Here is a 15,333-nt window from a genome sequence, read left to right as displayed (position 1 = left end):
CCATCATGATAACGATAATCCGCATCAGAATATTGCATTTGTTTATTTCAGTGTTAGCATAGGCACGCAATACAAGAGAAATCAGCAGGTTTACCATGTATAAATTAATTATCAATATTTCTCTTCCTGTTTTGTGGCGACAACAAAACAGGAGAGCATAATGTTAGCCAAAATCAGTCAGAAATTACCTGAATTATCTTCAGCAGAACGCCGGGTGGCTGAATGTGTACTGGCGCAGACTAAGTGGTTTGTACACGCAGCTGTAGCCAATATTGCTAAAGAGGCACGTGTCAGCCAGCCTACGGTTATCCGTTTTTGCCGCAGCATGGGCTATAGCGGGTTACCTGAATTTAAACTCAATCTTTCTGCCAGTATCGGTCATGACGGCATGCCATATGTCCATGAAGAGCTTAACAGCACAGATTCTATGCAGGACGTGCTGAATAAAGTTATAGCCAGTACCGCAGCCACAGTGCTTGGCAGCCGTAAATCTCTTAATGCGGCTGACTTGGAAACCGCAGTCAGGCTGATGGCCAAAGCGCGCCGTATAGAATTCTATGGGGCAGGCAATTCAGGTATTGTCGCAATGGATGCTCAGCACAAACTTTTCCGTTTTGGTTTGTCTACAGTTGCCTATACCGATAGTCATGTACAACTGATGGCTGCTGCCGTATTGTCACCACAAGATGTGCTGGTTGTTATTTCGCATTCAGGTTCTTCACGAGATTTACTTGATGCAATTAAAATTGCCAAGGGTAACGGCGCCAAAGTAATCGCTCTTACCCGTGCCGGATCACCCGTCGCACAAGCCTGTGACTGTGTCATTAGTGTTGTTACCCCTGAAGACAGCGAAAAATATACCCCGATGATTTCCCGTCTGCTGCAGCTGATGGTAGTTGATATGCTGACTATCGGCCTGGCCTTGCATCTGGGCGAAAATGTAAGCGAAATGCTGGCAAAAACCAAGGCAGGAGTTAAGCTGAAATTTTTACAACACTAATTTCAGCAGAAAAACAGCTTTTAGTATGATTCACTATCAGCCAATATGATTACCTGTATGAAGTTTCTGCCGGTTGTCAGCGGGTTTGCATTGTCCCCTCAGGCACGGTATTTATCTTAAATTATTACAACGAAATGAGCGCTAGTGAGTAACAAAACCCGTCAAATTAAACGTCAGACCGAACAGCAGAAAAACGTTAAAAATTCAGAAGCGGCTACGCAGCAGAAAAGAGGCTCTGCCATTCTGGTAGGCATTATTGCTATTTGTCTGCTTGCCGGAGGGCTGTATATCGGCGGCTGGTTTAATCTGGTTACGCCGGCACAGATTCAGCAGTGTGAAACAGCAGTCAGACAAACATTTCCACAGGCTGCTGATCAGAATGTCTTGCTGCCCAAATGTAATAATCGCCATATGATTGAAGGCATGAGCAGTCCGGGCAGCCAGAAACTGAGTTCTAAACAGATACTGGACAGTCTGGATGTGGGCAAAACTGTTGATTTAGTTTCCATGTTTATCGGTGGTGCGCTGATTGGTGCGGCTATTGCTGCATTTGCAGCCAGCTACCGTATTTTCCAGCGCAAGCTTGGTAAAAATACCGATTGATTTAAAAGCGTACTTTACTGCCTAAATTCTATAAATACTGGTTAATCAATGTATATGCAGTATAATTAATCATTATTTACTAATAAGATATGGTTTGTACATGAATAAAAAAACTATCCGTTTATTGCTGGCTCTGGTGTGCAGTTTATTTTTCAGCCTGAATGTCTATGCCCAAAAATCCTTTAAACCACAAAATGGTGATCTTATTTTTCTGGAAAATTGTGACGGCGGTATGAATAGTGCCATTAAGGCTGCTACCAGTGGTCTGACCGGATACAATTTTACTCATGTCGGAATTGTCTGGCAGAAAAACCCAAATCAGTATTTTGTTATTGAAGCCACCACTCCTGAAGTCCGTATCACATCACTGAAAACATATCTGCATCCCAAAAAAAAATGTCAGCCGCGAGCAGTAGTGGGCAGATTGAAAGCACCTTATCAGGCACTGATTCCTTCTGCTCTGATTTATGCACAGCAAAAAGTAGGTAAAAAATACGATGATGCCTTTGATATCACCAACGATCAGTATTACTGTTCTGAGCTGATTTATCAGATATTCAAAGAAGCCAACAACGGGCAGGAAGTATTCCCATTACGCGCAATGACCTTTAAGTCTAAAGATACTGGTGAATTTCCTGATTACTGGGTAAAGCATTTCCAGAAAATGGGTATTCCGATACCTGAGGGTCAGCCCGGAAATAATCCGGGCGATATGTCCCGCTCTGATTTAATTGATATTGTTTATTACTATTAGTTATTAACCAACAGACCGGCATTAATTATGCTGGTCTGTTTCATTATAGAAACTAAACTTTATCCGGCACATACCAAATTAACCAATCACTAATCATGAGTCAGATAAACGGATTAATACAGATATCCGTTACTATTCCTGAATAATGAAAATTAATAGCATCAAAAAATTGTATATTGGGTTAGCAGTCTTAAATTTATGATTAGCAAAATGACAAATGTATTTTTAAAGAAAGAAATTTATATATCAATTCAGCATCATTTTATTAATAGAATAGAAAAGCAAATAGATAAAATAATCGAATTGTAATTAACTTGCATAAAAAAATTCAGAAATAGAATATTATTATTGCATAAAATTATTTATTTTGTACCGAGTTCACCCGCTTAAGCTGTATTTCATTATCTATATTGGTATTTTATGTTTACGTTGTGTAAATATCCTCTTTATAATACACAACACTAAATTTACACCGGAAAGCACCAAACTGTGTCATCGTCTGCCCTATTACAATCAGGACAGGAATTTAAAAGAGGGTTGATTACCGCTTTGCCGGTTATGCTGAGTTTTATTCCGTTTTCATTGGTGTTAGGTGCGCAGGCAATTCAAAAAGGAATGCGTACCGGTGAAATTTCACTGCTTACTGCGGTAAACTTTGCCGGTGGTTCCGAATTTGTAGCGGTTAATTTGTGGACTTCACCCCCGCATTTAATCTTAATTGCTTTAATGACACTACTGGTAAACAGTCGCCATATTCTGATGAGTGCGGCACTGACACCTTATCTAAAAGATCTGCCCAGACGAAAAGTATTATCTGCACTGTTTTTAATGTGTGACGAAAGCTGGGCACTGGCATTTACTGATGCGAAAAACTCACCAAAGCAGAAATTCAGCTATTATTTTTATCTTGGTGCCAGCATAGGTCTGTATGTCGTCTGGGTCGGATTCACAACTGTGGGTGCACTTATCGGACCGGTTATTGGCGATGTTACTCATTACGGTTTTGATATGGCCTTTGTGGCAGTATTTCTGGTTTTACTCAAAGGAATGTGGAAAGGTTTTACTGCAGCTGTTCCATGGCTGGTGAGCCTGCTGGCGGCGATTGCCGGCTATCTTTTCCTGCCTGGTGCATGGTATGTATTACTGGGTACAATATCCGGCTTAACTGTAGCTTTTATCATGGCAGCGTATGATTGATTTATCAGCTTTACTCACTATTCTGTCCATGGCGGTAGTTACTTACATCACCCGAATCAGTGGTTATCTGTTATTACGCAATCGTGAGCTTAGTCCGCGCCTGACTAAAGTTCTTGAATCCATCCCCGGCTGTGTTCTGATTGCTGTAATCGCTCCTGCCTTTGCCACAACCAATCCGGCTAATCTTTTAGCCGTTATCATCACAATATTACTGGCGTGGCGATTTTCATTGTTACCAACAGTGGTGTTCAGTATCGCTATTACGGCTTTTCTGCGTCACTATCTGCTCAGCTAAATACCGCATATTCCTGACCCAATAACAGTAATAATTTCTAAAAATATATTAAAAACAGTCTGTTTGATAGCGCAAATCTGGCATTTCATGGAAATAAAAAATCAATTCCTGTAAGGAAATGCTGTGTAACAACGACTTCAAACCGGCGCAATTATCATCAATTCCGATTTATTTTGCTTGTTATGTTCTGTTTTTTAAGAAAATAGAATTTATTAATATCTTAAATGAATAATTTTTGTACTGATAAGCAGGGCTGGGTAGACTTAAATTTTTCCGCTAGTATATCAATGTATGTTGGAGTTAATTTATTAATTTAATTGCATAATGATAAAGGAAAGAACATGAATAATACATTAATAGAAGCCATTGAAAAACGTCGTACCCAGTATGCACTCGGCAGGAATATTACTCAGGCACAGGAAGAAATAACTGCTTTAATAGAAGAAGCCATTAAACTGTCTCCGTCAGCTTTTAATTCGCAAAGTTCACGTGCTGTAATCCTGTTTGGTCAGCAAAGTGAAAAATTCTGGCATATTGTCATGAATGAATTGCGTATCAGAGTACCTGCAGACAAATTTGCCCCCACAGAAGCCAAAATTAAGAGTTTTGCGGCTGGTGTCGGTACCATATTATTTTATGAAGATCAGCAAATCATCACCAGCCTGCAACAGCAATATCCCAACTATGCTGAGCAGTTTCCTGTCTGGTCGGAACAGGGAAGCAGTATTGCCCAGTTTGCAGTCTGGTCTGCTCTGGCAAATGCCGGCATCGGCGCCAGCCTGCAACACTATAACCCTTTGCCGGATGCGGCAGCTGCTAAAGAATGGCAGATACCGGAAAGCTGGAAGCTGCGTGCCATGATGCCTTTTGGTTCCAATGAAGCACCTTTCCCTGAAAAAAGCTTTATTGATGATACGGAACGATTTAAAGTATTTTACTGAATCAGATAAGATATCTGCATAAAATGAATTCTGAAATGCTGCCGGCCGGATCAGAATATCTCTGATCCGGTCAGATTTTTATCGATTTTCCGCTTTGGAATGATAATTTTAGCCCTTTTTGAACAATAAGAACTAATATTGCTTTTTTATTATAATTAAAAAATAAAATTTTAAGATTTTAAATAAATTAATTTAATATTGATAATTAAATATAAATTTAAACATAAAAAAAGCTAATACTGTATTTTGATATAATTTTTATATCTGAAAACTTTTATATAATTCATTAATTTTAATTAAATTAAAAAAATTATTTTAAAACATATATTTATATAATATTTAATATCGATTTAATGCAAGTTTCTATAAAAAATACTGTTACTACTAAAGTTATTAAGTATATTTATGTAAATGATAATAGAATATTTAAAGTTGTAATTAACTTTAAATAACGTTAAAATTAACTAGTATTAACATTCATTAAGCATAAATGCGTATAAAAAACCCAGTTTTATTGTTAAATCTATTAGGGATAAGTCTGTTACAAGCCAATGCTGCATCAATGAACGAAGCGGCTGAACAGATAGATAAGAAACAACAGCAGCAGATTATACGCGAGCAGCAGCGTCAGCAGCAATTCCGGCAGCAAATGCAGCCTGATGTAAACGTACATTTGCAGCCTGCGGAAGAAAATCTGTCTGGAACAGGTAAACTGATAACAGATGAAACTCCCTGTTTTGCTATCCAGGACATCCGTCTGGTCGGAGAAGATGCAGGTCATTTTCAGTTTGCCCTGAAAAAAGCTCTTCGTCAGAGTCAGTTTACGCCCGGTATGTGTCTGGGCGGAAAAGCGATAAATCAGATTATGATTCTGGCGCAAAATGCCGTTATAGAACGTGGCTATACCACTACCCGTATTCTGGCCAGTCCGCAAGATATTAATAGCGGGCAATTACAGCTGAGTGTTATTGCCGGACGGGTTCATGCTATTCGTTATAATCTGGATGATTCTGCTTCCAGACATGTTGGTCGTATTCGCCATATTCAGAATGAATTTCCGGTCAGGGCTGGTGATATTCTGAATTTACGTGCATTGGAGCAAGGGCTTGAAAACCTTCGCCGGGTTCCGACTGCTGAAGCCGATATTCAGATTGTGCCGGCAGACGAGCCCAATCAGAGTGATATAGTAATAAGCTGGTCACAGCGTACCGTGCCAATGCGTTTAAGTTTCAATATAGACGATTCCGGCAGTCATTCAACCGGACGTTATCAGGGAGGTGTCACTCTATCGGTAGATAATCCTCTTGGATTAAGTGATTTATTCTACATCAACTACAATCATGATCTGGGTAGCAAAGACAGCTATTTTGACAGTGATGGCAATCGTACCAGCAGTGGTACACACGGCTATGCCCTGCATTACTCAGTTCCTTTCGGTAACTGGCAGATTGCCTTCAACCGCAATCATTACCGCTATCATCAGGCAATAGCAGGTTATAACGAAAACTATGATTACAGTGGTAACAGTGACAATACCGATCTGGGTTTAACCCGTATGCTTTACCGCAACAGCCATCGCAAAATCGATGTTACCGCTAAGGTATGGAAACGCGAATCGCATAATTTTATTAACGATGCCGAAATTGAAGTTCAGCAGCGTCATACTGCAGGCTGGGCTGTCAATCTGAATCATCAGGAATATATCGGTAATGCCGTCGTCAATCTGGGGCTGGGCTACAAGCGTGGTACTGGCGCGGATAACAGTTTGCGTGCACCTGAAGAAGAATTTGGTGAAGGTACTTCACGCATGAAAATCATTACCGTAGATGCCGGTTTATTGTGGCCGTTCACGCTGGGTAATCAGCAGTTAAGCTATGACAGCTCCTTTCACGGACAGTGGAACAAAACACCATTAATTACCCAGGATCAGCTTTCCATTGGCGGCCGTTACACCGTGCGTGGTTTTGATGGCGAAGTTACCTTGATAGGTGAGCGCGGCTGGTATTGGAATAATAACCTGAACTGGCAATACAAAGGCCGCCATCAGGTATATCTCGGACTTGATGTCGGCCACGTTTCCGGGCCGTCAACTGAAATGCAGCTGGGAAAAACACTGGCTGGAGCAGTTATCGGCTTTAAAGGACAAATCAAAGCCGGCGGACAATGGTATTACGACATCTTTGCCGGTAAACCAATATACAAACCGCAATACTTCCGTACGGACAGAACCAATGTAGGCTTCAGTCTTAATTATTCAATGTAAATCATTAAAGAAACAAAAAATGGCTATGAATTAAAGATATAAAGCCAGATTTAAGAGGATCAATCATGAACAAAAACCGTTATAAAATCATATTCAATAAAAAAAGAGGCATGCTGGTAGCCGTAGCAGAAAACACCACTCGCGAAGGTAAAAGCACAGCCGACCGCAGCAGCAGTAACAGCATTACCGGCAGCCTGCTGGCCAAGCTGCCATTAATCACCGGGTCTGTCCTGTTAGGACTGGGCTTATGCGTACTGACCGGTAATGGAGCTATTGCGGCCGACATTCACGCAGATACATCTGCACCTAAGAATCAGCAGCCCACTATATTACAAACTGCCAATGGTGTACCACAGATAAACATTCAGACTCCAAGTAAAGGCGGCGTGTCCGTCAATCAGTACCGGCAGCTGGATGTAAATCAAAAAGGTGCTATTCTCAACAATAGCCGAAAAAGCATTCAGACACAGCAGGCTGGTTGGGTACAAGGCAATCCCTGGCTGGCCAGAGGCGAAGCCAGAGTCATCGTTAACCAGATTAATAGCAGCAATCCCAGCCGGATTAACGGCTACATCGAAGTAGCCGGTAAACGTGCCGAAGTTATCATGGCAAACCCCGCCGGAATCAATGTTAACGGAGGCGGCTTTATTAATGCTGCCGGTGTAACACTGACTACCGGCAAACCCATACTCAATAATGGTAGTCTGGATGGTTTTCAGGTACGTGAAGGCAATATCAGCATCAACGGACAGGGGCTGGATAGCCGGGGTAGTGATTACACCAATATCCTGACCAAAGCTGCTCAAATCAATGCCGGCATCTGGGCAAATAATCTCAATATTATTGCCGGCAGCAACGATATTACTTCGCAGGGAGCAATTACGCCCAGCTATCCGGCTGAGAACTCAGCCCAGAACCGGGTAGCCATAGACAGTAGCAAACTGGCCGGTATGTACGCAGGTAAAATCACACTCGTCAGCAACGACAAAGGTGTCGGCATTAATAATGCCGGTCAGATATTTGCCGGGGCAGGTGGCGTACAGATTAGTGCCGATGGCAAACTGAGTAACAGCGGCAGCATCGTTGCTGCTGATAAGAGCAGTGTCGGCGCAGATAGTGCCGCAGCCGCCATCAAAGCTGACAGTATCAGCAACAGCGGTACTGTCTCCAGCCTGGGTAAACTGCAATTACAGAGCCGGCAGCTGGACAACAGTGGTTTAATTACCAGTGCTGATGAACTGAATATCCGTAACCGGCAACAACTGGATAATCAGGGAGAAATCAATGGTGGTCGTCTGGACATCATCAGTGACAGCCTTCATAACCGTAACGGCAAAATTATCCAGAGCGGTTTGCAGGCGTTGAGTCTGGAAACAGATAAACTAAGCAACGAAAACAACGGTCTGATTGGCTATGCACCAGCAGAAAGCAGCACAGAACCAGCCCCTGACAAACCGGCTAACACCGGAGAACCGTCAGACAGTAATACCAATCCGCCAGGCAGTGCAACAGCAACAGGTCAGACCAAACCTGCGCTCAGCCAGCCTAAACAGTTTGCAGCCGGACAAATCATCAGCCGGCAGGAAATTATCAATGATAACGGGCAGATTACAGGTAACGGCGGCATCGATCTTAATGCTCATAACGGATTGAGTAACCACGCTAATCTGCATCTGAATCACCTTCAGGTAAGCGGAGATTTGCTGGATAATACTCAGGGCAAACTGATTGTCAGACAGGCACAAATCAAAACTGACCGGCTGGATAACCGGCAGGGTGAAATCAGCGGCAGCGAGCAGTTACAGTACGCAGGTAAAGCACTGGATAACCGCCATGGTCGTATCCAGTCAGCCGGACAGATAGAAATTAACAGCGCAGAAACAAATAACAGCAATAGCGGTGTAATAGCAGCTCAGAACAAATTGCAGCTTAATAGCAGCAGCTACATTGATAACAGCAATGCCGGGCAGTTGTGGAGCGGCGGTCAGACAGAGCTGGAAACAGACACTCTGAACAACAGCAGTGGAGCGATAGACAGTAACAGCCTGAGGATAGATGCAGCAAATCTGAATAACCGGCAGGGTGCTGTCCGCAGCATAGCTGATCAGCAACTGAAGATACAAAATCAGGCAGATAATCGTGACGGACAAATTGGCAGTAATGGTCAGCTGACTATTTATGCTACTAGCATCGAAAACAGCAATGGTAAAATCAGTGCCGGTAAACAGGCAGATATATACAGTAGCGAATTAAACAATCAGCTGGGCTCAATAGATGCAGAAGCCATCCGGATTAGCAGTAATAATCTGAATAACAAACAAGGCGCTATACGTGCCAATGAAAAAATCGATGCCGTAATTAACCAGTCCCTCAATAATCAGCAGGGGCAGATAAGCGCTCTTAAAGACATATCAATTAGCGGTAACGGCACTGATAACAGTGGCAATAATCTCCATGTAGATAATAGCGATAATGGCCGGATTATTGCCGGGCAGAATCTCAGTTTGCATGCAAAAAATCTCAACAACCAAAGTACTATTGCTGCCGGGAATGATGCAGATATTGCGCTGATTGATGATTTCAGCATTGATACAGATCTGAGTGCCGGTCATAACCTGAGTATCAGCAGTCAGGGAAATATCAGTAATAGCCATACCGTAACCGGTGGCAATAGCGTAATTATCAAAGCGGCAAACATCAGTAACCAGACCAATGGGATTATTCAGAGTAACAGCCATACCGAACTGAACGCAGCTGACAGCATTACTAATCGCGGTCTGCTCAATAGTAACGGTACTACACTGATACAGTCGGGCAGCAACATCAACAACATCGGTACCGGCCGTATTTATGGTAATCATGTGGCTATCGGTACTCATAACTTGTTTAATCAGGAAGAAAACACCGGTACCGAAACCAAAGCGGCAGTGGTAGCAGCCAGAAATCGTCTGGATATTGGTGCTTCCAATATCATAAATCAAGAGCATGCTCTGTTATCCAGCGAAGGTGATATTGCTATCGGAGGCATTCTGAATGAGCAGCATCAGGCCAGTGGTATGGCAGACAGTCTCATTAACAGCAGTGCAAGGATAGAAGCGCAGGGTAATGGCAATATTGCAGTTAAACAATTAAAAAATCAAAATAACCATTTTAGCGTAGAAGAATATCTGGAGAGCAGTAACCAAATTCATCAGTATCAGGAGAAAGGTAACCCTGAAATCTGGGTAGATGGTGTAGACGGTAAATATAAAGAAGAAAGAAAAAAAATCAGTTTTACCTTTAATGATAAAAGCCAGAAAGTATGGAAAAAATATTCAGTATCAAAACTGCACTGGTGGGATTTCAAGCGTGATATTTATAAACAGAAAGTAACTGAAACTCAGCCCGGAGAAATTATTATAGGCGGAGATTTAACCGTCAGTGGTGAACACTGGCTGAATGACAACAGCCAGATTATCGTTGGTGGCACCTTGCAGAGTACAGATAATCTGAATCTGGAGAACAAAGAAACCAAAGGCCAGCAGCGAGTAGAAGAGCATGGAAAAGAGGGTGGCTATAAATATGTGAATAAAAAACTGTCAAAGGGAAAAATTAAAACGAATGGAGAAACCTCGTATAACAAAACTATCATCAGCAGCCATGAGTTTGATACTCCGGTCAGTGTAGTGCAGCAACACACCAGCACAGGAACCAATCAGGCACATGCAGAGCAGGTTCAAAGCAATAACCAGCTACAGCAGCAAGATAAGGCACAGACACAGTTAAACAGTCACAACCAGAACATACAGACCCTCAGTGATTACACTACCAAACTGCCTAACAACAGCCTTTATCATATCAGTCCGGACAATAGCGGCTATCTGGTAGAAACCGATCCGGCCTTTACCAACATGAGAAAATGGCTGGGCAGTGATTATATGCTCAGCGCTCTGGGGCAGAATCCCGAGAATATGCAAAAACGGCTTGGTGACGGCTACTATGAACAGCGGCTGATTAACGAGCAGATAGCTAAACTGACCGGTTACCGTTATCTCGAAGGTTACAGCAATAATGAAGAGCAATATAAAGCACTGATGAATGCCGGTATCGCATATGCACAGAAATTTAACCTGACACCGGGAATAGACCTGAGCCCTGAGCAAATGGCACAACTGACTAGTAACATCGTGTGGATGGTCAGCCAGACCGTCACTCTGGCAGATGGCAGCCAGCAGACAGTACTTGTACCCAAAGTGTACCTGATGGTTCACAGCGGAGATGTCAATGACAACGGCAGTCTCATCAGTGCCCGCAATATTAACCTGCAAAATAGCGGTAATATAAATAATCAGGGCACCATAGCCGGTCAGAATATTACCAGTATCGGTGCACAGAATATCAGCAACAGCGGTACTATCAGTGGCAGTAAAGTTGGTCTCACTGCCAAAGAGAACATCGACTTTAATGGCGGAGTGGCCACAGGTAAAGATCTGCTTAGTCTGAAAGCCGATAAAATCAACCTCAGCAGCACTACCGTCAGCTATGGAGATGAACATAATGGCGGCACCATTATTGACCGCACCGCAGGATTATATGTCACTGGTGAAAAAGACAGTGTTCTTAGTGTGGCCGGTATACACGGTATTACCAGTCACGGTGCCGGCATTACCAATACAGCTGAGAATGGTATTACTCAGCTTAGCTCCGGAGAGGGCACTATCGATCTTAATACAGTGACCACTGCAACCAATATGGCTTCAGGCAGCCGCAGCGATAAAAATCACTGGATAAACCGTTATCAGAATGAAACCGGTACCAGCATCAATGCCATCGGCGACATTAACATACTTTCCGGAGAGCAACTCAATATCAGGCAGGGTGACATCAACAGCCTGCAGGGTAATATCAACCTTTATGGTAAAAACGGCGTTAATATCAGCGAAGGACGCCAGCAAACCGAGATGGATCATTCTACATATATTAAATCCAGCGGTCTGTTGTCGAAAAAAACCAGTCTTGATCAGTATCAGGCCGACCATGATGAAGCTGTATCCAGTAATATTACCGGAGCTTTAATCAACATCAGCAGCGATAAAGACATTAATATCCGTGGTAGCAACGTCATCTCTGATTTCGGTACCATTATGCAGGCGGGTAACGATATCAGCATCAGCGCCGCAGAAAATCATTATGCTGATCGTCAGTATCGCAAAGATACTAAATCCGGTCTGATGGGCAGCGGCGGTATCGGCTTCACTATCGGTAAACAGAAAGAAACTGACGATACCACCAGTAAATCTCTTGTTCACAGCGGCAGCAGCATCGGCAGCCTGTACGGAGATACCATTATCATTGCAGATAATCACTACAACCAGACCGGCAGCAGCGTGAGCACACCTGCAGGCAATGTAACCATAGCGGCTAAAGATATAAATATTGCAGCTGCGCAAGATAAACATAACCGAGACAATATTCATACTTTTGAAAAGAGCGGACTCACCGTTGCTGTCAACGTACCTGTGGTGAATGCCATCCAGACTGCGAATACTGCCATTAACCGCGTAGGTAAAAGTAAAAATGACCGCGTCAATGCCATGGCTGCCTTCAATGCCGGTATGGATACCTACAAAGCAGGCGAAGCTTTGAATAAACTTGGCAGCGATCAATCAGCAGACCAAAATGTCAGTGTCAGCATAACCATCGGTCAGCAGAAGAGTCGCAGTGAAAATCACACAAAAGATACCGTGGCCTCTGCCAGTCAGATTAATGCCGGCGGAACAGTCAATTTACTGGCAACGGGCGCAGGCAAAGACTCTAATATCAACATTATCGGATCAGATGTGGCAGGCAGCAAAGGCACCCATTTACAGGCAGATAACGAAATTAACCTGCTTGCAGCCGAACAAAGCCACAGCGAGCGCAGCAGTAATAAATCCAGCGGCTGGAATGCCGGAGTGGCTATCAGCTATGGCTCTGGTGGCACATCTCTGGGTGTTACAGCCGGGGGCAATCTGGGTAAAGGCCATGGTAACGGAGACGAAACCAGCTACCGGAACAGCCATGTTGGCAGTAGTAGCGGCAGTACCAGCCTCAGCAGTGGCGGTGCTACCAACATCATAGGTGCACAGGTAATCGGTAAAGGCGTGAGTATAGATGCAGCCGAGCTGAACATAGCCAGCCTGCAGGACAAAGCAAAATATGACAGTAAACAGGAGAATATCAGCGGACAGGTCACTGTAGGCTACGGTGCATCGGGATCCGCCAGCTACAGCAAGAGCAAAATCAAAGCCGATTATGCCGGAGTAACCGAACAAAGCGGCATCATAGCCGGAGATGACGGCTATCAGATTAAAATCAAAGGCAATACAGATCTGAAAGGAGCCATCATCACCTCTGCCAGTGCCGCAGAAGCAGCAGGTAAAAACAGCCTGATTACCGGCAGTCTTACCAGCAGTGATATCAAAAATCACAGCGATTACAGTGGCAGCAGCATTGGCATCAGTGGCGGCGGTTCTATCAGCGGTTCTTCACTGGGTCAGAAACAGCCCGGTACAGGCAATGGCATCCATCTTGCCAATCAGGGCGGCTCCGGCGTAAACAAATCGATAGGTTTTGGTCACGATAGTGGTCATACCAGCAGTACTACCCACAGCGGTATTAATACTGGAAATATCATCATTACTGATGAAACAGCGCAGCAGCAGAAAACCGGCAAAACGGCTGCCCAGACAATTGCAGCTATCCATACAAATACCACCAGCGATAACTACGCCGATAAAGCTGACTATCTGACTAACAACTTTGACAAAGACAAAGTACAGAAAGAACTCGACTTACAGCGTGAAATCAGTCAGGAATTTGATCAGAACCGACTGTATTTGCGAAATACCCTTCACCAGCATGTCGATAAAAAGCGTCAGGAAGCTGAAGAAATACGTAAAAATAACTATGTAGATGGAAAAAATGGATACAATACTGAGCAATCTTTGGCTTTAGAAGAAAATGCTAATAAATGGGAAAAAGCCACCTTTTATGTTGATTTGGCATTAAGTTCTCTCTATGGTTATGATAATACAGCAGCATTAATCTATGCTGATGGTTCTGCTTTTATAGACCCGGCTGTTAGAGCAGCAACCAGACCTATACAAATCTGGAAAGTGAAATGTGGAAAAGATGGATTATACTGTTCTAATTTAGGTGAAGACAAAAAGAGGCGTTTAGTAGATGTAAACAGTCTTTATGTAGAAGAAGGTGACAAAAGACAAATATTTGATATGGAGGATATAAAGCCAGGAGAACATACTGGAGTAGTCACTGTATCTAATCCGGGCATACTTAATCCATTAAATGCTGCATTAACAAATGCAGTTAAACAAAATTTATATGATACAGCTAAAGATGGAGTTTATGTCGTTAATAATCCGCCAACCACCAATTTCGTTTCAGAAGGCTTATATGCATTATATGATAAAGTCAATGATGTGAGCGGAACAAAATTGCCGTTAACCAATGCTGAAAAAGCTAATGTAATGATATTTCAGCATGTAAAAGAAAAAGGTTATATCTTGGATATGAGCAATCACAGCCGTGGTGGCATGACGGCCACTAATGCATTGCAATATGCCTATAACCATGGTTTAACAGAAATACCAATAAGAGAAGCAAGATTTTATGGTACAGCCACGTATGTACCGAAATTTGCCGATCTGCTGGTAAAAAATGGTTATACGTGGTGGGATAGTGATCTAAATTATCGTTATGGTAGTGCAGCTTTCTCAGCTGTGCATTATACTGATTTTGTTGGCAGAACACCATTGATAGGATTACGTAGTAAATATATTGTAGGTGGCAATGCCCCAACAGGAGGAGTAGAAAACAAATGGTTCATGTATTCGCATAGTAGTTATTTCAGAGAAATACCTTATAAATTTTTGAAAGATAGTTATGGCAGAAATATAGATAAGAATGGTAATTTAACAGGTAATATTGAAGTTAAGAATCCTTATTATAAAGATTTTAGAGACAAGTGGTTTGAAGGTTCAAATCATAATAAAAATGATACAAACCCATCAATACCGGTTCTGGTAAGGCCAACGAAACCTCAGGAAGGAGTGCATTATCATGAGACACCACATTAAAATTATATTCCTGTTAAGTATGTGTTTGTGCTTGGAGGGTTGCATGGAGGCAGCTATAAGATTCTGGAATGGTCCGGGCTGGTCATCACCAGCAAGAGAGAAAGCTGATCAGGAATGTTTTGATGAGCTTCAATTAACTGTACCTAAGCCAAATGCCCCCCGG

The 15,333-nt window shown here is 42.8% G+C and carries 8 protein-coding genes; all 8 read left to right on the top strand.

From position 1 onward, the window contains the following. The first annotated feature begins 160 nt into the window (after nucleotides 1-160). The 8 genes from H3V11_RS02710 to H3V11_RS02675 all read left to right on the top strand — a co-directional run bounded on the left by H3V11_RS02710 (nucleotide 161) and on the right by H3V11_RS02675 (nucleotide 15,170). A complete protein-coding gene (locus H3V11_RS02710) occupies nucleotides 161-1,000 on the top strand; it encodes a MurR/RpiR family transcriptional regulator (protein WP_084547476.1) in 840 nt (279 codons plus the stop codon). Nucleotides 1,001-1,144: 144 nt separating this feature from the next. Continuing rightward, nucleotides 1,145-1,603, top strand: coding sequence for a hypothetical protein (locus H3V11_RS02705; RefSeq protein ID WP_078475004.1), 459 nt, complete (start codon nucleotides 1,145-1,147; stop codon nucleotides 1,601-1,603). Between the two features lie 100 nt (nucleotides 1,604-1,703). After that, nucleotides 1,704-2,357 (top strand): YiiX/YebB-like N1pC/P60 family cysteine hydrolase, encoded by a 654-nt coding sequence (locus H3V11_RS02700; protein ID WP_100125017.1) that lies wholly within the window; start codon nucleotides 1,704-1,706, stop codon nucleotides 2,355-2,357. A 489-nt stretch (nucleotides 2,358-2,846) separates the two neighbouring features. Next, nucleotides 2,847-3,554 carry an AzlC family ABC transporter permease gene (locus tag H3V11_RS02695; protein WP_370570164.1) on the top strand — a complete coding sequence of 236 codons (708 nt, stop codon included), beginning with the start codon at nucleotides 2,847-2,849 and terminating at the stop codon, nucleotides 3,552-3,554. Continuing rightward, entirely contained in the window at nucleotides 3,547-3,849 is a 303-nt protein-coding gene (locus tag H3V11_RS02690; RefSeq protein WP_078475007.1) for an AzlD family protein, read from the top strand. The genes H3V11_RS02695 and H3V11_RS02690 overlap by 8 nt, the downstream gene beginning before the upstream one ends. A 341-nt stretch (nucleotides 3,850-4,190) precedes the next feature. Then, a complete protein-coding gene (locus tag H3V11_RS02685; RefSeq protein WP_198223548.1) occupies nucleotides 4,191-4,790 on the top strand; it encodes a nitroreductase family protein in 600 nt (199 codons plus the stop codon). Nucleotides 4,791-5,280: 490 nt separating this feature from the next. After that, nucleotides 5,281-7,053, top strand: a complete 1,773-nt coding sequence (locus H3V11_RS02680) for a ShlB/FhaC/HecB family hemolysin secretion/activation protein (RefSeq protein WP_198223547.1) — start codon at nucleotides 5,281-5,283, stop codon at nucleotides 7,051-7,053. A 65-nt stretch (nucleotides 7,054-7,118) separates the two neighbouring features. Next, nucleotides 7,119-15,170: a hemagglutinin repeat-containing protein gene (locus H3V11_RS02675; protein ID WP_198223546.1), complete on the top strand. Its 8,052-nt coding sequence runs from the start codon at nucleotides 7,119-7,121 to the stop codon at nucleotides 15,168-15,170. Nucleotides 15,171-15,333 lie beyond the last annotated feature (163 nt).

The sequence above is a fragment of the Snodgrassella sp. W8158 genome, from assembly GCF_016100435.1.
Taxonomy (GTDB): Bacteria; Pseudomonadota; Gammaproteobacteria; order Burkholderiales; family Neisseriaceae; genus Snodgrassella; species Snodgrassella alvi.
Note: the sequence above shows the minus strand (reverse complement) of the source record. Positions and strands in the feature narration are given on the sequence as shown.